Raw genomic sequence first — 17,982 nt, 5'->3', positions numbered from 1 at the left:
CGCTCGGGCCATGATCCGGGTCATGTGGCTCACCGCCTTCCTCGACCTGCCGCCGGACGGGCACGGGGCAGGGTCGCGCTTCTGGTCCGCCGTGACGGGGTATGCCGTCTCGCCGGCTCGTGGGGAGGACGCGGAGTTCATGACATTGCTACCTCCCGCTGGTGACCCCTTCGTCAAGGTGCAGCGCACCGTCGCCGTGCGCCGCCCCGACGGCTCGTCACCGGACCGTCCGTCGATCCACCTCGACGTCCACGTGCCGACCGCCGCCGACATCACGCCGGCTGCCGAGACGGCGGTGTCACTGGGCGGACGCATCGTGCACCGCTCACCGCACGGCTACGTCGTGCTGCACTCCCCCGGCGGCCTCACTTTCTGCCTCGTGCACGAGCGGCTGCGCGAGCGTCCGGGCCCGTCGCGGTGGTCCGGCGACGACGGCGACCACGAGAGCCTGGTCGACCAGGTGTGCCTCGACATCCCGGCGGATGCCTTCGCGACCGAGTGCACCTTCTGGGCCGACCTCACCGGGTGGGAACTGCGCACGTCGGCCGCCCACCCCGAGCTGGCCCACCTGGCCCGGCCGGACGGCATACCGCTGCGGCTGCTGCTGCAGCGGCTGGGTGACGACCCCCGCGACGTCGTCACCGCGCACCTCGACCTCGCGAGCAGCGACCGGGGCGCCGAGACGAGGCGGCACGAGCGGCTCGGCGCCGTCGTCGAGCAGGTGCACCCCGCGCTCGGCTGGACCGTGCTGGCCGACCCGACCGGGGCGCGCTACTGCATCACCGACCGCGACCCCCGCACCGGCCTCGTCCCGTGAGCCCCACCTGACCGGCCGGCCTACCAGTTGGCCTCGGCGGGAGCCGGCGGCAGGGGGTGGCCGGCGGGCGCGATGACGTAGGCGATGCCACCACTGTGGGGCACCCAGACGTTCTCGAACTGCTCACGGTCGTAGACGACCCGCACCTGCGTGTCGTGGGCGATGAGGTGCGACGCGGGGTCGTTCGCGATGACGTCGCCAGCGGTGGTGAAGCCGCGGATGACCATGAGGTGGCCGTTCGTGCTGTAGCCAGCCCCCTGGAGCTCGCCCTTGCTGAACGAGACCGACACGACGAGCGGGATGCCTGCGGCGATGAAGGCCTCGGCCTCGGTGAGGCTGCGCAGTCGGGTGACGAAACCCCGCAGCCCCGGGCGCGTCGCGGCGTAGGCGGTGTTGAAGGGCCAGTTGCCCGCGCCGTCGTAGGTGTAGTCGAAGACGTTGCGGGCCGTGAAGTCGACCTGTGGGTCGACGGGCGGCGTGACCCACGCCGTCTCCGCGGCCGTGGGACCGGCGCCCCAGAAGTCGACGACCATCGCGGTGGAGGTCGGCGAGCACCAGGCCTCTCCCCCGTTGTCCCACTGCGGGTAGTGGCCGACGTGCACCTCCTGCGAGTAGGCCGGCACGGGCAGCTCCATGCCGCAGGCCGGCCCGTTGGGGCTGCGTGGCACCTTCTTCGTGTCGGGCAGGGCAGAGGCCATCGCCCCGACGGCCGACAGGGTCGGCTCGTGCGTCGTGCCGTGCGGGCGCAGGAGGCGCACCTCGAGCTGCCAGTCGGTCAGGGTGTAGCCGGTCCGCGTCGCCAGCGTGTCGGTGTAGACCGTGGCGACGGTGTCGCCCTGGCCGGCGAGGGAGGTGCGGTGGATGCCGCCGCCGTCGGCCGGGTCTTCGGCGCACCAGCGACCGAGCACGTAGTCCTTGGTCAGCGTGCCCGCGCTCGTGCCTCGCACCCGGATCTCGATCCACGACCCGCCCGGCGTGGCGGCGTTCCACGACGCGACCAGCTCGGTGAGGCCGAAGCCAGGGGTCACGACCGGGGAGGTCCACGTCGCGACGTCGTAGGTCACCGGTGCGCCCGAGGGGGCGTGCGGGTCGACGTAGTCGACGGTCGAGTCGAAGGGCCCGACAGCGAGCTCCGCCCCCGACCACGAGGTGAAGGCGACGTGCCGTGCAGGGTCGGCCTTCTTGCTCGTGTCTGCGGCGCGGGCGGCACCGGCTCCCGAGACACCGGCGAGCCCGGCGAGAGCCGTGCCGGCGGCCGCAGAAGCGAGTAGCGCGCGGCGGCTCGGCCGGATGGGGACAACGGGCACGTCGGGGGTGTCCGACAGGGTGGAACGGCTGGGCATGGCGCACCTTTCGCGAGGGACAGGGCGGCCAGTCAACTCCCGTCGCCGCGGCGATGGGGTCAAGCGGTCGTAAATTCTCGCGTCGTCGCGGTGGGATGGCGCGAGTTCGCCTGCGCGACAGGGGGTCAGCCCCAGTTGGCCTCCGCCGGAGGCTCCGGCAGGCTGACCCCGGGCGGCGCCATGACGTAGGCGAGCCCACCGTCGTCGCCGACCCAGACCCGCTCGAACTGGTCTCGCCGGAAGACCGTGCGCACCTGCTCGTTGCTCGCGACGATGTGGCTGTTGGGATCGTTGGAGACCACGTCGCCCTCGGCCGTGAAGCCGACGATGGTCAGCAGGTGACCGTTCGTGTCGTAGCCCGCGCCGTCGAGCTGGTTGCGGTGGAAGGTCACCGACACGACGAGCGGTATGCCGGCCGCGACGAACCGCTCGGCCTCCGTGAGGTCGCGCAGGCGCGTCACGTACGCGCGCAGGCCCCGCGTCGCGGCATATGCCGTGTTGAAGGTCCAGTTGCCGGCGCCGCGGTAGGCCGGGTCGTAGACGTGACGGACGCCGTGGACGACGGCGGGGTCGGTGTCGTGACCGACCCACGCGGACTCCTCGGGGGTCGGGGCCACCCCCCAGTGCTCGAGGAGCATCGTCGTCGACGTCGGCGAGCACCAGCTCTGGCCCCCGTTGTCCCACTGCGGGAAGGTGCCGACGTGCAGGCGCTGCGAGTGCGGGGGCACCGCGACTTCGACGGCGCGGCCGAGGGTCGGTGCGCTCGTGGGCTCGTCATCGGGCACGGCGAACGCGAGGGCCGCGCCGGCGACGAGGGTCACCTCGGGCCAGCCGCCGTCGTGGGTGTCGTCGGTGGCGTCGGTGGCGTCGGTGGCGTCGGCTGCATCGGGCGCCCGGAGCCCGGTGACGCGGATCTGCCAGCGGTCGAAGCGGTGCGGCGCGGTCGCGCGGTAGCAGTCGGTGGCGACCCGCCCGACGTCGAGCACCTGGCCCGGCACGGTCGTGCGCGTGATGGGCGACCCCTCCTCCGGGTCTCCCTCGGCCCATCGAGCGAGGACGAGCCACGGGGTCCACGGCTCGCCTCGCTCCTCGGACGCGACGCGCACCTCGAGGCGGAGCCACGTGCCTGCCGGCGTTCGGGCGTTCCACGACGGGATGAGCTCGCTCGCCCCGAAGTCGGTGGCGACGACCGGCGACTCCCACGACCGGGCCACGTAGGTGAGCTCAGGTGCCCCCGGGACGTGCGGGTCGGCATACGGGACGGGCTCGCCCGGAGCCCAGTCGAACCCGTCCTCCCAGACGGCGAAGGTCGCGTGTCGCTCGGTCACGGCAGGAAGCATGCCATGGGCCCAACCGCTTCTCGCGAAGAGGTCGGGCCCATGGTGTGGCCGCCGTACCTGCGGCTGCGACTCGCTCCGGCGTCAGCTCGCGACGAGCGAACGCAGGACGTACTGGAGGATGCCGCCGTTGCGGTAGTAGTCCGCCTCGCCGGGGGTGTCGATGCGCACGACGGCGTCGAACTCCGCCGTCTCGCCGGACTCCTTGGTGGCGACGACCTTCACGGTCTTCGGCGTCGTGCCCTCGTTGAGGGCCGTGATGCCGGTGATGGCGAAGGTCTCGGTGCCGTCGAGGCCGAGCGAGTCGGCGTTCTGGCCCTCGGGGTACTGGAGCGGGATGACACCCATGCCGATGAGGTTGGAGCGGTGGATCCGCTCGTAGCTCTCGGCGATGACGGCCCGGACGCCGAGCAGGCTCGTGCCCTTGGCGGCCCAGTCGCGGGAGCTGCCGGAGCCGTACTCCTTGCCCGAGAGGATGACGAGCGGGACGCCGGCCGCCTGGTAGGCCTGGGACGCCTCGTAGATCGTCGTCTGCTCACCGCCGTCGAGGAAGTTGCGAGTGAAGCCGCCCTCCACGCCGTCGAGGAGGAGGTTCTTCAGACGGATGTTGGCGAACGTGCCACGGATCATGACCTCGTGGTTGCCGCGGCGCGAGCCGTAGGAGTTGAAGTCCTTGCGCTCGATGCCGTGGGCGGCGAGGTACTTGCCCGCGGGGCTGTCGTTCTTGATGGCGCCGGCCGGGCTGATGTGGTCGGTCGTCACCGAGTCGCCGAGCTTGGCGAGCACTCGGGCGCCCTCGATGTCGGAGACGGGGGTGGTCTCCATCGTCATGCCGTCGAAGTACGGGGGCTTGCGGACGTAGGTCGACTCGGCGTCCCAGGCGAAGGTGTCGCCGACCGGCGTCTGGAGCGACTGCCAGCGCTCGTCACCCGCGAAGACGTCGGCGTAGTCGTCGGTGAACATCTGCTGGTTGATCGACGTGGCGATGGTCGCCTCGACGTCGGCCGGGGCCGGCCAGATGTCCTTGAGGAAGACGTCGTTGCCGTCGGTGTCCTTGCCGAGGGCCTCGGTCTCGAAGTCGAAGTCCATCGTGCCGGCGAGGGCGTAGGCGATGACGAGCGGCGGGCTCGCGAGGTAGTTCATCTTGACGTCGGGGTTGATCCGGCCCTCGAAGTTGCGGTTGCCCGACAACACCGAGGTGACGGCGAGGTCGGCCTCGTTGATCGCGGCACTGATCTCCTCGTTGAGGGGGCCGCTGTTGCCGATGCAGGTCGTGCAGCCGTAGCCGACGAGGTGGAAGCCGAGCTTCTCGAGGTAGGGCCACATGCCGGCCTTCTCGTAGTAGCCGGTGACGACCTTGGAGCCGGGCGCCATCGAGGTCTTGACCCAGGGGGCGACGCTCAGGCCCTTCTCGACGGCGTTCTTGGCGAGCATCGCGGCGGCCATCATGACGGAGGGGTTCGAGGTGTTCGTGCAACTCGTGATGCTCGCGATCGACACGATGCCGTGGTCGATCTCGAAGGTGCGGCCGGTCGCGTCGGTCACGGAGACCTTCTTCGAGGGGCGGCCGGTGCCGTCGCCCTCGTCGGCCGGCTTCGAGCCGCCGTTGGTGCCGTCGGTCGCGCCCTGGGGCGACGGGTCGCTGGCGGGGAACGACGACGCAGCGCCCGCGTCACCCTCGTCGTGCGCGACGTAGGTCGGCAGGACCTTGCGGAAGGCCTCCTTCGCGTCGCTCAGCGCGATGCGGTCCTGGGGACGCTTCGGGCCGGCGATGGAGGGCACGACGGTCGAGAGGTCGAGCTCGATGTACTCGCTGTAGCGGGCCTCGGGCTGGTCGGGACCCGCCTTGAGCCACATGCCCTGCTCCTTGGCGTAGGCCTCGACGAGCGCGACCTGCTCGGCGGAGCGACCGGTGAGGCGCAGGTAGTCGAGGGTGACCTCGTCGATCGGGAAGATGGCGCAGGTCGAGCCGAACTCCGGGCTCATGTTGCCGATGGTGGCGCGGTTGGCGAGCGGCACCTGGGCCACGCCCTCGCCGTAGAACTCGACGAACTTGCCGACGACGCCGTGCTTGCGGAGCATCTCGGTGATCGTCAGGACGACGTCGGTCGCGGTGGCCGCCGTGGGGATGGAGCCGCTCAGCTTGAAGCCGACGACGCGCGGGATGAGCATCGAGACGGGCTGGCCGAGCATGGCCGCCTCGGCCTCGATCCCGCCGACGCCCCAGCCCAGCACGCCGAGGCCGTTGACCATCGTCGTGTGGGAGTCGGTGCCGACACAGGTGTCGGGGTAGGCGACGCCGTCGCGCACCATGACCGTGCGAGCCAGGTGCTCGATGTTGACCTGGTGCACGATGCCGGTGCCCGGGGGCACGACCTTGAAGTCGTCGAAGGCGGTCTGGCCCCAGCGCAGGAACTGGTAGCGCTCCTGGTTGCGCTGGTACTCGATCTCGACGTTGCGCTCGAAGGCGTCGGAGCGGCCGAAGACGTCGATGATGACGGAGTGGTCGATGACCATCTCGGCGGGCGCCAGGGGGTTGATCTTCGCGGCGTCGCCACCGAGGGCGGCCACGGCCTCACGCATCGTGGCGAGGTCGACGATGCAGGGCACGCCGGTGAAGTCCTGCATGATCACGCGGGCGGGCGTGAACTGGATCTCGGTGTCGGGCTGCGCGTTCTCGTCCCACGACCCGAGCGCACGGATGTGGTCGGCCGTGATGTTGGCGCCGTCCTCGGTGCGCAGGAGGTTCTCGAGGAGCACCTTGAGGCTGTAGGGCAGCGTCTCCTGCCCCTCGATTCCGGCGAGGCGGTAGATCTCGTAGGACTGACCACCGACCTCGAGGGTCCCCTTGGCCTTGAAGCTGTCAACACTGCCCACAGCGGGCTCCTTCCAGCAACTCTGTTGGATGTCGCGGTGCTCGATATATCTTGACGTCAAGATATATCTAACCACACGACCCAGTGGTTGTCAGGCCACCGTCTTGCGCCCATCCTTCACCGCCCGGGCTCGCCTGTCTGCCCGGGACCACGGGCGATTTTTGGGCCTTCGGCCCCGCGAGAAGCGGAGGTCACGCCGCCTCGGCACGTCAAGCGGCACTGACCCTGACGTCCGCGGGGCGCGTCACGTAGCTGCGGCCGGTGGGCGAGGTCCAGGTGCAGACGCCGTCTGCGTCGAGCACGAGGAGCCAGCCGGCGTGGTGCTTGAAACCGTGGTGGGTGCGGCAGAGGCACAGCAGGTTGTCCTTCGAGGTCGGGCCGTCGGGAAAGCGCACGACGTGGTCGAGGTCGCACCGCTGCGCCGCAACGGAGCACCCGGGAAAGCGACACGTGCGGTCGCGGTCTCGGACCCGGCGTGCGAGCGCGGCATGAGGCCGGTAGACGGACGGGTCCCGTGCCACGGTCACGCCCGTGAGGGCGTCCGCTCGCGTCACCCTCAGGCGGATGTCCGGGTCGCTGAGGATGTCGACGAGCGTCGAGGAGAGGATCCACCCCGCCCGTGGGTCGCGAACGCCCACGGTGGGTGGCCGCCACGGGCCGAGCCGCAGCCGGTAGCGCTCGAGCATCCCAGCCGGCAATCGCTCCCACTCGCGACGCGCCACCTCCTGCTGCTGGAGGACGAGCAGGTGGACGGCTGACTCGTCCGGGAGCCCTCCGAGGGCAGGGCTCCCCCGTGGCGCCAGTTCTGAGCCGATCGCGTGCCACGGGGCCAGAGCCGGGCCGACGACGTGCTCCAGCCCGTCGGGGTCGCCACCCGCCGGATGCGACTCAGCGGTCGCTGGGTCAGTGATCGGAGCCAACGGAGACGCGGCAGGCTTCGGGTCTGCCGGTGACGGGTCTGCACGGGTCGCGCCGGCCGGGTCGCTGCCGCCCAGCGGTGTCGCTCCGCCGACGACCGCGTGGAGTCCGGCCCCGTCGGTGTCGGTGGAGGTCGGCACCACGAGCTCGACGGTCGTCGTCACGTGCGCGGACCCGAGGAGGAGGTCGGCGAACGCATCGGCCCGGGCCTGGTCGATGGTGCGGCCTGGGTCGGCGCGGACGTACTCGTGGGCAAGCTCGTCGATCGCGGCCCAAGCCTGCATCGACACGTAGGACGGGAGCGACGCGGTCCACCACGCCATGCCGGGATCAGCCCCAGGGGTCACCCGGACGAAACGGTCGGCCACCGCCCGCTCGGCTCGCTGCTCCATGGAGCCTTCGTCGATGAGGGCCGCGGTGCGCTCGCAGAGCCGCCGCAGCCGAGCAGGTGTCAGCTCGGCCAGACCCGGGACACTCGTGATGGCGGCGTCGAACAGGGGGCGGGCGCCCACCTGGACGAGCTGGGCGACGTCGACGATGACCCGGCTCTGCCGACTGTCGAGCAGGCCCTCCAGCGTCATGCCGCGCGTGCGGGGCAGCTCGTCGACGAGACACAGGGCGTCGGCCACCCGCGACTCCGCCGACCGCGGGGTCAGCCGCAGGAGCGGGGCCACGCTCGACGCGACGATCTTCACGGAGCTCGGCCGGTGCTCGCTGCCGTCTGACCAGCCCCCGTCGAGGTCCGAGAGGTCCAGCTCCTCGCTCCGGACTCCTGCCGCCAGTGCGAGGTCCTGCATGGCGGCCAGCACGTTGGTTGCCCGCTGGGTGACGGCGAGGACGGCCTCGGCCCCGGCGTGGTCGAGGCTGCGCAGTCGCTCCGGCACGATGCGCGCCACCACTGCCGCCTGCGCCGTCGCGGGGAGCGCGTCGAACACGGCCGCGGGCACCAGCGTCACGGCCTCGAGCGCAGCGCCTGCCGAGACCCGTGAGGTCTCTGGGGCGGTCGTCGCGCTGTCCATGATCGAACACTAGTACGAACCACCGACAGTCCTCGGGCGTCATCCACACCCCACGCGCGCGTACCACCCACGCCGTCAGTCCACGGCGAGTTGGCTGACCTTCGTCCTCTCAGGCGCATCCTGAACGGCCCCACGCGGGCGCCACAGCCACGCGTCGCGGAGCACGGAGACCGTCACCATGACGAACGTCGCGCCCACCACCGTGACGTATCCGGTCCGCCCCTGGTCGAGCGTCCGGAAGGCGATCAGCCACCACGCTGCCACCACGAGTCCCGCACCGAGCATGCCTGCGGTCACGCGGCCACTCACCAGCCGAACCACGTGTATCCAGGCGATCGGCACGAGGAGGATGAGGTAGAACCAGTGGCTCACGGGCAGGAGCAGCAGCCCACAGCCGACGAGATGCCAGAACGCCAGCCGCTCGTCATGGGGCCGGCGGAGAGCGACGAGCCCGATGGCGATTGCCCAGAGGCTCAAGACCGCCGTGGCCGCCCACCGCAACCACGGTGAGACCACCAAGGGCTCGAACTGGGTGCCCTCGGCGAAGAGATCGCGACCGACCCCGAACGCGGAGTACGACAGGTAGGGCTGCACGGAGTTCCGCCGCGTCGCGAGGTACCAGTCCGGCACGAACGACGGACCGAGGAACGCAGCGAAGGCGAGCGCGCCCCCCAGGAGAACGGCGCACATGGCCACGACGGCCGAGGGCCGGCTGGTCCCACCGCGTCGAAAGACCCAGATGACGGCGATGAGGGGCCAGGTCTTCACGAGCCCGGCGAGACCGATGAGCGCACCGAAGACCCAGGCACGACCCCGACGCGCCGCGAGAACGGCCGCCGAGAACAACGCGAGCACCAGCAGGTCGCTCTGTCCGTAGAACAGCTCCAGGGTCACGGGCCAGGTCCAGAAGAGGAGCCCGGCACCCACGATCACGAATGCAGGCGCGCGCCAGCTGCGGAGCTCGACCGTGAAGGTGCGCCAGGTCGCGATGAGCGCGATCACCCCGCACGTCACGGCGATGAGGTTCCACCACAGCAGTGGGCCGCCCGTGTGCAGGAGTGCGGCGACGACGAGCGCGACGAGCGGCGAGTAGACGTAGCCGTCCACCGCATACGGCGTTCCGAGGTCGGTCAGCGCCCTGGCCGCCGCGGAGTAGTACGTCTGGAAGTCATGCCCTGCGTTGTCACCGGCGAGGGACGCCTGCAGGCGCGTCCACGACGCTCCCGCGACCACACAGGACGCAACGATCCAGAGCAGGGCAGTCGGCAGCCTGCGGGTCACCGCTGCTCATCGACGGAGGACGCCGGCTCGAGCACCGCGATGCACTCCACGTGGTGGGTCATCGGGAAGGCGTCCCAGGCCTCGAGCGAGGCCATGGCGTAGCCCCGCTCCCCCGCCGCCCGCACGTCGCGGGCCAGCGCCGCCGGGTCGCACGCCACGTAGACGACGCGTCGAGGCTGCAGCTCGGCCACCAGCCGCATGACGTCCTTGCCGGCCCCGGTGCGCGGCGGGTCGAGGACGACGAGGTCGGCGCGCACCCCCTGCGCCACGAGCGAGCGCAGCTCGCGGTCGACGCGGTTCGCCCGCCACTCGACACCCTCGAGGTGCTCCGTGTTGCGTATGCCGTTCTCGACGGCCCGTGCGTCGCCCTCGACTCCCAGCACGGACCCTCCGGGGGCGACGAGCTCGGCGAGGCGCATGGTGAACAGGCCCGATCCGGCATAGAGGTCGGCGACGAGGTCACCGGGCTCGGCTCCGAGCAGTGCGACCACGCGCCCGAGGAAGGTCGACGCGGCGCCGGGGTGCACCTGCCAGAAGCCGCGCGCCGAGACGACGTACTCACCCTCCCAGTCGCCGTCTCGCACGAGCTCGCCCACGAGGCCACCGGCCGCGTCGGAGCCCGAGGCGACCGGCAGTGGCACGAGCACCGGCTCGTCGGGGTGGGCTGCGTCGATGACGTCGACCGACTCGACGTCGGGCCAGTCGGTGTCGAGCACCCCCGAGTCGATGACCCCACGGGTGGCGATGAGGCAGTCGTCGACCGGCACCACGGTGCGCGACCGGTGCGCGCGCAGCCCCGGCCGTCCCAGGTCGTCGACCGCGAACTCGACCCGCGTGCGCCAGCGCAGCCCTTGCTCGTCGCCAGGCACCGGCCGCACCGAGACGTCCACGTCGAGCTGGGCGAGACGCGCGAACTGCTCGCGCACGACGGCAGCCTTGAGCGCCCGTTGGGTGTCGAGGGACGCGTGCTGGAAGTCGCAGCCCCCGCAGAGGCCGGGGGCGGCATACGGGCAGGGGGGCGCGACGCGCCCGGGAGCGGGCTCGAGCACGGTCACCGCGTCGGCGCGCACGAAGGAGTCGCCCACGCGCCCCTCGGTGATGCGCGCGACGACGCGTTCGCCCGGGAGGGTGTGGCGCACGAAGACGACCTGTCCCTCGTGCCTCGCGACGCAGTGGCCCCCGTGCGCGACCGGGCCGACGTCGACCGTCCACTCGCGGCCGACGAGCGACTCGCCACCCTCGGCGCGCTCCCGCGTGCGGCGCTCGCTCACAGGGCTCCCCCGCGCACGGAGCCCGGGATCGGCGGCTCGTCGATCCATTCCCGCTCGGCGCCCTCGGACGACTGGAGCTGCCACGGCACGCTGACGACCATGACTCCGGGGGTGAAGAGCAGGCGTGCCTTGAGCCGCAGGGCGCTCTGGTTGTGCAGGATCTGCTCCCACCACCTGCCGAGGACGTATTCCGGCAGGTAGACGGTGACAAGGTCGCGCGGGTTGCCGCTGCGGATCGAGCGCACGTAGTCGAGCACCGGCTTCGTGATCTGGCGATAGGGCGACGCGAGGACCTTGAGGGGCACGGGGATGTCGCGGCGGTCCCACTCGTCGAGCAGCGCCTGGGTCTCCTCGGGGTCGACGTCGACCGTGACGGCCTCGAGGTAGGACGGGCGGGTGGCGCGGGCGTACGCCAGGGCCCGCATCGTCGGCTTGTGCACCTTGGAGATGCAGACGATGGCGTGGACGTGGCTCGGCAACGTCGGACGGTCGACCTCCCAGTCGATCGCGAGCTCGTCACGCACGCGGGAGTAGTGCTTCTTGATGCCGAGCATGAGCAGGAAGAGCACGATCATCGCGAGGATGGCGTACTTGGCGCCGGCCTGGAACTTCGTCAGCAGGACGACGACGAGCACCGTCGCCGACATCGCGGCGCCGACCGCGTTGATGACCCGCGAGCGCTGCATCCGAGCGCGCTCCTTGGCGTTGCGCTCGAGCCGCAGGTGGCGCGTCCAGTGCCGCACCATGCCGACCTGCGAGGTGGTGAAGGAGACGAACACGCCGACGATGTAGAGCTGGATCAGCGCCGTGACCTCGGCCTTGAAGACGATCACCAGCAGGATGGCCGCCCCGGAGAGGATGAGGATGCCATTGCTGAAGGCGAGCCGGTCACCGCGGGTGTGCATCTGGCGCGGGAGGTAGCCGTCCCTCGCAAGGATCGAGCCGAGGACCGGGAAGCCGTTGAAGGCGGTGTTGGCGGCGAGCACGAGGATCAGCCCGGTGACGATCGAGACGAAGATGACGCCGAAGTGGAAGTTCGCGAACACCGACTCGGCGAGCTGTCCGATGGCTGTGTGCTGCACGTAGGAGTCACCGACGGGCTGGCCGTCACGCAGCAGCTGGGCGCCCGGGTCGTCGGCGATCTTGACGCCGGTCCACTGACTGAGCGCGATGATCGACCCCAGCATGACGACCGAGAGCGTCCCCATGAGCAGCAGGGTCGTCGCGGCGTTCGTGCTCTTCGGCTTCTTGAAGGCCGGCACGCCGTTGCTGATCGCCTCGACGCCGGTGAGGGCCGCGCAGCCGGACGAGAAGGCCCGGAGCAGCAGGAACGCGGCGGCGAGCCCCGTCAGGCCCTGGCCCTCCTCCGGCAGGAGGGTGAGGCTGGCGCTTTCGGCCGGCGCCAGGGTGCCGGTGAAGTGCTGGATGAAGCCGTAGATCCCCATGCCGATGATGGCGAGCATGAACGCGTAGACCGGGACGGCGAAGGCCTTGCCCGACTCGCGCACGCCACGGAGGTTCATCGCGGTGAGGAACGCGATGAGCGCGACCGCGACGATGACCTCGTGGCCGCGCACGAAGCCGAGCACGGTAGCGGCGTTCTGCACACCTGACGAGATCGACACCGCCACGGTCAGCACGTAGTCGACGAGCAGGGCGCTCGCGACGGTGAGGCCGGCGCGGGGGCCGAGGTTCACCGTCGCCACCTCGTAGTCGCCACCGCCGGACGGATAGGCGTGGACGTTCTGGCGGTAGGACGCGACGACGACGACCATGACGAGGACGACCGCGATGGTGACCTGCCAGCTGTGCGACGCCACGAAGGCACCACCGGCCAGACCCAGCATGAGCAGGATCTCGTCGGGCGCGTAGGCCACGGACGAGAGGGCGTCGCTGGCAAAGATCGGCAGCGCGAGCCGCTTGGGCAACAGCGTCTCGCCCAGCTTGTCGCTGCGCATCGCGCGACCGAGGAGAAGTCGCTTGAGCAGCGATCCCGAACGTGGCACGGACGACACTGTATGCCGGAACGCCCCCTCCCACAGACCATCCCCGGAGGGCGTCCGCGGGGTGGTCACCGCCACGCGCCGACCCACGATGGCGGGCCCCGGCACGGTGTAGCGTCGCGTCCGTGCACTTCGTGATCATGGGTTGCGGCCGCGTCGGGTCGACGCTCGCCCGCACCCTCGGCCGCAGCGGCCACGACGTCGCCGTCATCGACTCCGATGCGTCTGCGTTCCGGCGGCTCGGCACGTCCTTCGACGGGCAGACCGTGACGGGCATCGGGTTCGACCGTCGCACCCTCGTCGCGGCGGGCATCAAAGAGGCCTACGCCTTCGCCGCGGTGAGCAGTGGCGACAACTCCAACATCCTCGCAGCCCGGGTGGCTCGCGAGACGTTCGGCGTCGAGCACGTGGCAGCGCGCATCTACGACCCTCAACGCGCCATGGTCTACCAGCGCCTCGGCATCCCCACCGTCGCGACGGTGCGCTGGACGGCCGACCAGATGATCCAGCGGCTGCTCCCCCAGGGCGCGGTGCCCGAGCTGACCGACCCCAGCGGCAAGATCGTCATCGCCGAGGTGCCCCTCGCCGAGCCCTGGATCGGGCGGCGCATGACCGACATCGAGGAGCAGACGGGCGCCCGCATCGCCTACGTGACGCGGCTCGGCGAGGGCACCCTGCCCAGGGCCGACATGATGATCCAGCAGGGCGACCTCGTGCACCTCGCCGTGCCGCGCGACGACCTCGCCCGGGTCGAGCGCCTCTGCGACCAGCCGCCCGCGGCCCACTGACGGACTGACGGATTCAGGAGAAGGAACCGCATGCGCGTCGTCATCGCCGGAGCCGGGAGCGTCGGCCGGTCCATCGCCCGCGAGCTGCTCGCCAACGGGCACCAGGTGCTGCTCATCGACAAGGACGCCGACGACGTGCAGGCCTCGCGCGTGCCCGAGGCGTCCTGGCTGCTCGCCGACGCCTGCGAGCTGGCGGCCCTCGAGGAGGCCCGGCTCGAGGAGTCGGACGTCTGCGTCGCAGCGACGGGTGACGACAAGGCGAACCTCGTGCTCTCGCTCCTCGCCAAGACCGAGTTCGGCGTGCCGCGCACCGTCGCGCGCGTCAACAACCCCAAGAACGAGTGGATGTTCGACGAGTCGTGGGGCGTCGACGTCGCCGTGTCGACGCCGCGCCTCATGACGGCGCTCATCGAGGAGGCCGTGAGCATCGGCGACCTCGTGCGCATCTTCGAGTTCCAGCAGGGCCGGGCTTCGATGGTCGAGATCACGCTGCCCGAGGGCAGCCCGTTCGCCGGGCGCCGGGTCGGTGACGTCGACTGGCCGACCGACACCGTGCTCGTCGCCATCATCCGCGAGGAGCGCCCGCTCGCCCCGACACCCGACGATGCGATCGAGGCCGGCGACGAGCTGCTCTTCATCACCACGACGGAGCAGGAGGACCGGCTCCAGGAGCTCGTCGCGCCGGGCACCCAGCACCACCGCTCAGCCGACGACGACGAGGTCTGACGGGCCGACCACGCGCCGGTCGGCACCGACCGGGCGCTGGGCGCACGACCGTCAGGGAGCCGGGCGGGCGATGCCGTTCGGGTCGATCGGGGTGCGTCCGCGCACGAGGATGGCGCCCATCGCGGTGATGGCGAGCAGGTAGGCCGGCCAGCCGAGCACGACCTTCGCGACCCCGAGCGCCGCCACCTGCTCGGCGAGGTAGAGCGGCACCATGATCGCGAGCCGCACGATGTTGAGGGCGATGAGCACCCAGGCGAGGCGCATCGCGACGGTGACGATGCCGCGGTGGCGCCGCCACCACGTCGGGTCCTCCGCAAAGGCCTCGGGCTCTGCCACCCCGACGACGAAGCCGAAGACCGGCCACCGCGTCAGGTTGGTCACGAGCAGCAGGACGAGCAGACCGGCGTTCTGGAGCATGCCGGGCAGGAAGGCGTCCTCCGCCTTGCCGGACCGGAGCGCGAAGAAGGCCGAGATGCCGATGCCGACGGCGGCATACACGATGAAGCGGGGGTCCTGCCGCTGCGCGAGACGCACGAGGAGGAAGACGGCGACGCAGGCGCCGGCGACGAACAGCGAGGTGCGCAGGTCCTTCGTCACCGACCAGGTGAGCGCGAAGGCCAGTGTCGGCACCGCCGACTCGACGGCCCCGCGCCACCCGCCGATGGCCTCGGAGAGCTTGTCGCGCAGGAGGTCCTCGACGGTCTCGTAGCGGCGCAGGTCGGCCTCGGAGCGGGCGACCGCGTCACCCTCCGCGCCCATCGTCGGCTCCGGCTCGGCGCCGACGATGGGCGCTCGCGGCTGCGACGGGGACGGGGACTCGGCGTCACTCATGGGTCTGCCCCACCCGGCCGAGGATCTCGTAGGCCGGGTTGAAGATGGTGGTCACCTTGCGCTGCCTCGTGACGCGCCCGGTGGCCTGGATCTTGATGCCGGGCACGATGCCCGCGATGCGCCGACGGCCCAGCCAGATGAGGTGCAGCGAGTCGCTGCCGTCCCACAGCTCCACGTCGAGGGCCGGGGTCTCGTGGCGCGGGCGCAACGTGACCGAGCGGACCTCACCGCTCACGGTCACGCGGGTGCGCTGGACGATGTCGCCGATGTGGCTGACGCCGAGGTCCTCGGACTCGCGGCGCAGCTCCGCCGCCTCGAGCTCGTGCGCCGGGCTGGTGAGCCGGTCGGAGAGCCGGCGCAGGACACCCGGCTTCGTCGTGCTCACCGGGGACTCCGGGGACTCCGGGCGCCCCGGGCACCCCGGTGACGCCGGGACATCAGCGGACCTCGGTGATCTCGGGGCCGCGCTCGAAGGGGTTGAGGTCGTCGAGTCGGGGCGCGCCCGGCTCGACCGGCTCGGCGGCCTGGGCCGCCTCGGCGGGCACCTCGGGAAGACGGAGCGGGAGCAGCTCGCGGGGCGGCATCGCCTCGTCGCCGCGGTCGATGACGGTCGTCCGGATGACGTCGTGGACTGCCTCGGCGGCCTCCGGCTCGATGGCGGCACGACCGCTGACGACGGCGCGGAGGAACCAGCGCGGCCCGTCGATGCCGACGAAGCGTGCGGGCATGAAGACGGTGCGACCGTCGGGGCCGGCCTGGGGCATGCGCGTCAGCAGCTCCTCACCGAACTCCCCGGTGACGACCTCGGCCGTGCCCCCGGAGTCGACGATGCTCGCCGCGATCTCGTTGCGGATGTCGACCCATACGCCCTCGGTGCGGGGAGCGGCGAAGGCCTGCAGCTGCACGGCCGACTCGCCGAGGACGGCGGTGACACCAGTGATCTGCTGCTCCTGCTCGTTCACCTCGAGGCGCAGCTCCATGCCCTGGCTCCCCCGGAGCCAGATCGCGCCGAGGTTGAGGTAGTCGGAGTCGTCGTCGACCTCGCTGCGGTCGAAGGGACGAGAGGTGGGCTCGACCGGGTCGGAGGCGGCCTCGTCGCCGAGCTCCACGTCGTCCTGGGTCTCGTCGACCTGACCGTCGACCGCGTCGTCGACCGGACGGTCCTTCGACCGGCCCCTGCTGAAGAGTCCCACGTCCCTCATCCGTCCTTCGTGCTGTGCCGTCACCCGGCGCACTCCGTGCGCCCGGCGAACCGTATCCGATGATCGCTGCTGGATCAGTCCCGGATCACGCGGACGGCGGGGGCGTCGGCGCCGCGAACCCTGCCGCGGTCGGAGGCACCCCACCGAAGCCGCCGGTGGATCCGTGTCCAGTGTCCCCCCTGCTGGTCCCGGTGAGCGAATCGACCGCGACGAAACGAGGGCGCTCCACCCGTTGCACGACGAGCTGGGCGATCCGGTCGCCCCGTCGCACCGTGAAGGCCTCGCGGGGGTCGAGGTTCACGAGGTTGACGAGGATCTCACCGCGGTAGCCCTCGTCGACGGTGCCCGGAGCGTTGACGATCGAGATCCCGTGTCGAGCAGCCAGCCCCGAGCGAGGATGCACGAAGCCGGCGTGGCCGGCCGGCAGGGCGATCGCCACGCCCGTCGGCACGAGAACCCGCTCACCGGGGGCGATCGTGACGTCGACTGCGGAGCAGAGGTCGGCGCCGGCGTCGCCGGGGTGAGCGTAGGCCGGCAGCGGCAGCTGGGGGTCGAGAACCTTGACGGCGACCTCGAGCGCCACGTCCCCGGCGGTCTCGAGGTCGTCGGTCCCGAGGTCGTCGGGGGCAGCACAAGGGTCGGTCACGAGGACCGACCCTACTTGCTTGCTGCCATGCTGCACGGCACCGCTCAGGCGGCGCACTCCGTGCAGATCATCATGCCGTTGCTCTCCTTGGCGAGCTGGCTGCGGTGGTGGACGAGGAAACACCGTCCACACGTGAACTCGTCGGCCTGCTTGGGCAGGACCCGGACCGACAGCTCCTCACCGGAGAGGTCTGCGCCGGGCAGCTCGAAGCCCTCGGCCTGCTCGGTCTCGTCGACGTCGACGCTCGACGAGGACTTGTCGACCCGCCGTGACTTGAGCTCCTCGATGGAGTCCTCGTTGAGCTCGTCGTCGGTCTTCCGAGGCGCGTCGTAATCGGTTGCCATCGTGGTGTCTCGCTTCCCCTTCGTAGGGCGCCATGCGCTCTGTGACGCCAAGAACGCTCGTGGTCGTCCGCTTGTTCCCGCTGCTCCCGCTGAGTTAACAGCCGCGAAACATGTCAGCGTGCGCGTATGGTGCCCGATCCGAAGGTGCGCTGTCACTTCCGTCCGGCCAAGGTCTGAGACAAGTGAGCCCACGTGACCGTGCGCCTGTCCTTTTCGGACCAATAGTTCACCTCTCCTTTGCCATCTGCGTACCGTCCGACGTGCACAGTGGGGGTCCTACGACGCGGTAGGGTCGCCGGACCCACCGATCGATTTCCGGCCCGGAGGTGCACATGACCGAGTTCGTCGACCAGATCCGCCTACGCGTCACCGACGCCCTGAGTGACCTCAGCCAGGCCCGCGCCGCGGGTGACGACTACCGGGTGCAGGTGCACACCGGTGAGCTGGAGTCCTTCGCCCGCCTCGCCGAGGAGAACGGCGTGCGCGTGCCGGAGCTCGAGCCCTTCAGGGCCGCCTGAGCTCAGCCCTGCACACCCGCAGGGCCGTCCACCCCCCTCGAACCCGCCTGGCACATGCGTCG

The 17,982-nt window shown here is 71.0% G+C and carries 16 protein-coding genes; 4 read left to right on the top strand and 12 right to left on the bottom strand.

The window, feature by feature from the left end; all coding sequences use genetic code 11:
• Window positions 1-10: 10 nt before the first annotated feature.
• Window positions 11-817, top strand: coding sequence for a VOC family protein (locus FBY41_RS15380; RefSeq protein WP_141845195.1), 807 nt, complete (start codon window positions 11-13; stop codon window positions 815-817).
• Between the two features lie 20 nt (window positions 818-837).
• Here FBY41_RS15380 and FBY41_RS15375 read toward each other — a convergent pair whose 3' ends face one another.
• The 7 genes from FBY41_RS15375 to FBY41_RS15345 all read right to left on the bottom strand — a co-directional run bounded on the left by FBY41_RS15375 (window position 838) and on the right by FBY41_RS15345 (window position 12,820).
• Complete coding sequence (locus FBY41_RS15375) at window positions 838-2,160, bottom strand: peptidase C39 family protein (RefSeq protein WP_141845194.1); 1,323 nt, start codon at window positions 2,158-2,160, stop codon at window positions 838-840.
• A gap of 125 nt (window positions 2,161-2,285) precedes the next feature.
• The gene (locus FBY41_RS15370; RefSeq protein WP_185749096.1) at window positions 2,286-3,488 is read right to left on the bottom strand and encodes a C39 family peptidase; all 1,203 of its coding nucleotides are present in this window, start codon (window positions 3,486-3,488) and stop codon (window positions 2,286-2,288) included.
• A 93-nt stretch (window positions 3,489-3,581) separates the two neighbouring features.
• Complete coding sequence (gene acnA / locus FBY41_RS15365; RefSeq protein WP_141845192.1) at window positions 3,582-6,374, bottom strand: aconitate hydratase AcnA; 2,793 nt, start codon at window positions 6,372-6,374, stop codon at window positions 3,582-3,584.
• Between the two features lie 208 nt (window positions 6,375-6,582).
• Window positions 6,583-8,310, bottom strand: a complete 1,728-nt coding sequence (locus FBY41_RS15360) for an HNH endonuclease signature motif containing protein (RefSeq protein ID WP_141845191.1) — start codon at window positions 8,308-8,310, stop codon at window positions 6,583-6,585.
• Between the two features lie 75 nt (window positions 8,311-8,385).
• Window positions 8,386-9,591 (bottom strand): glycosyltransferase family 87 protein, encoded by a 1,206-nt coding sequence (locus tag FBY41_RS15355; RefSeq protein ID WP_141845190.1) that lies wholly within the window; start codon window positions 9,589-9,591, stop codon window positions 8,386-8,388.
• Window positions 9,588-10,862 (bottom strand): class I SAM-dependent RNA methyltransferase, encoded by a 1,275-nt coding sequence (locus tag FBY41_RS15350; protein WP_141845189.1) that lies wholly within the window; start codon window positions 10,860-10,862, stop codon window positions 9,588-9,590. Before FBY41_RS15350 ends, FBY41_RS15355 begins: the two co-directional genes overlap by 4 nt.
• Window positions 10,859-12,820: an APC family permease gene (locus tag FBY41_RS15345; protein WP_260439914.1), complete on the bottom strand. Its 1,962-nt coding sequence runs from the start codon at window positions 12,818-12,820 to the stop codon at window positions 10,859-10,861. The genes FBY41_RS15350 and FBY41_RS15345 overlap by 4 nt, the downstream gene beginning before the upstream one ends.
• A 170-nt stretch (window positions 12,821-12,990) precedes the next feature.
• Here FBY41_RS15345 and FBY41_RS15340 point away from each other — a divergent pair, with 170 nt between their 5' ends.
• Entirely contained in the window at window positions 12,991-13,653 is a 663-nt protein-coding gene (locus FBY41_RS15340; RefSeq protein WP_141845187.1) for a potassium channel family protein, read from the top strand.
• Between the two features lie 30 nt (window positions 13,654-13,683).
• Entirely contained in the window at window positions 13,684-14,379 is a 696-nt protein-coding gene (locus tag FBY41_RS15335; RefSeq protein WP_141845186.1) for a potassium channel family protein, read from the top strand.
• Window positions 14,380-14,430: 51 nt separating this feature from the next.
• Here the strand turns inward: FBY41_RS15335 and FBY41_RS15330 are convergent, their stop codons facing one another.
• From FBY41_RS15330 to FBY41_RS15310, 5 genes are all read right to left on the bottom strand, one after another.
• A complete protein-coding gene (locus FBY41_RS15330) occupies window positions 14,431-15,210 on the bottom strand; it encodes a DUF3159 domain-containing protein (protein ID WP_260439820.1) in 780 nt (259 codons plus the stop codon).
• Entirely contained in the window at window positions 15,203-15,595 is a 393-nt protein-coding gene (locus tag FBY41_RS15325) for an OB-fold nucleic acid binding domain-containing protein (protein ID WP_141845185.1), read from the bottom strand. Before FBY41_RS15325 ends, FBY41_RS15330 begins: the two co-directional genes overlap by 8 nt.
• Window positions 15,596-15,647: 52 nt before the next feature.
• A complete protein-coding gene (locus tag FBY41_RS15320; RefSeq protein ID WP_260439819.1) occupies window positions 15,648-16,412 on the bottom strand; it encodes a DUF3710 domain-containing protein in 765 nt (254 codons plus the stop codon).
• Window positions 16,413-16,497: 85 nt separating this feature from the next.
• The gene (dut, locus tag FBY41_RS15315; protein ID WP_375869881.1) at window positions 16,498-17,058 is read right to left on the bottom strand and encodes a dUTP diphosphatase; all 561 of its coding nucleotides are present in this window, start codon (window positions 17,056-17,058) and stop codon (window positions 16,498-16,500) included.
• A gap of 44 nt (window positions 17,059-17,102) precedes the next feature.
• Complete coding sequence (locus FBY41_RS15310) at window positions 17,103-17,402, bottom strand: DUF4193 domain-containing protein (RefSeq protein WP_141819966.1); 300 nt, start codon at window positions 17,400-17,402, stop codon at window positions 17,103-17,105.
• Window positions 17,403-17,734: 332 nt separating this feature from the next.
• Between FBY41_RS15310 and FBY41_RS15305 the strand changes: the two genes are divergently transcribed.
• Window positions 17,735-17,920 (top strand): hypothetical protein, encoded by a 186-nt coding sequence (locus tag FBY41_RS15305; RefSeq protein ID WP_141845184.1) that lies wholly within the window; start codon window positions 17,735-17,737, stop codon window positions 17,918-17,920.
• The last annotated feature ends 62 nt before the right edge of the window (window positions 17,921-17,982 follow it).

The organism is Humibacillus xanthopallidus (assembly GCF_006716675.1).
Classification (GTDB): Bacteria; Actinomycetota; Actinomycetes; order Actinomycetales; family Dermatophilaceae; genus Humibacillus; species Humibacillus xanthopallidus_B.
The sequence above is the reverse complement of the archived record's forward strand: the minus strand, read 5'-3'. Positions and strand labels throughout refer to the sequence as shown.

Coding starts and splice junctions, on each gene's coding strand:
- FBY41_RS15380 (WP_141845195.1), top strand. CDS start 11: ATGATCCGGGTCATGTGGCTCACCGCCTTCCTCGACCTGCCGCCGGAC.
- FBY41_RS15375 (WP_141845194.1), bottom strand. CDS start 2,160: ATGCCCAGCCGTTCCACCCTGTCGGACACCCCCGACGTGCCCGTTGTC.
- FBY41_RS15360 (WP_141845191.1), bottom strand. CDS start 8,310: ATGGACAGCGCGACGACCGCCCCAGAGACCTCACGGGTCTCGGCAGGC.
- FBY41_RS15345 (WP_260439914.1), bottom strand. CDS start 12,820: ATGCGCAGCGACAAGCTGGGCGAGACGCTGTTGCCCAAGCGGCTCGCG.
- FBY41_RS15335 (WP_141845186.1), top strand. CDS start 13,684: ATGCGCGTCGTCATCGCCGGAGCCGGGAGCGTCGGCCGGTCCATCGCC.
- FBY41_RS15330 (WP_260439820.1), bottom strand. CDS start 15,210: ATGAGTGACGCCGAGTCCCCGTCCCCGTCGCAGCCGCGAGCGCCCATC.
- FBY41_RS15320 (WP_260439819.1), bottom strand. CDS start 16,412: ATGAGGGACGTGGGACTCTTCAGCAGGGGCCGGTCGAAGGACCGTCCG.
- FBY41_RS15310 (WP_141819966.1), bottom strand. CDS start 17,402: ATGGCAACCGATTACGACGCGCCTCGGAAGACCGACGACGAGCTCAAC.
- FBY41_RS15305 (WP_141845184.1), top strand. CDS start 17,735: ATGACCGAGTTCGTCGACCAGATCCGCCTACGCGTCACCGACGCCCTG.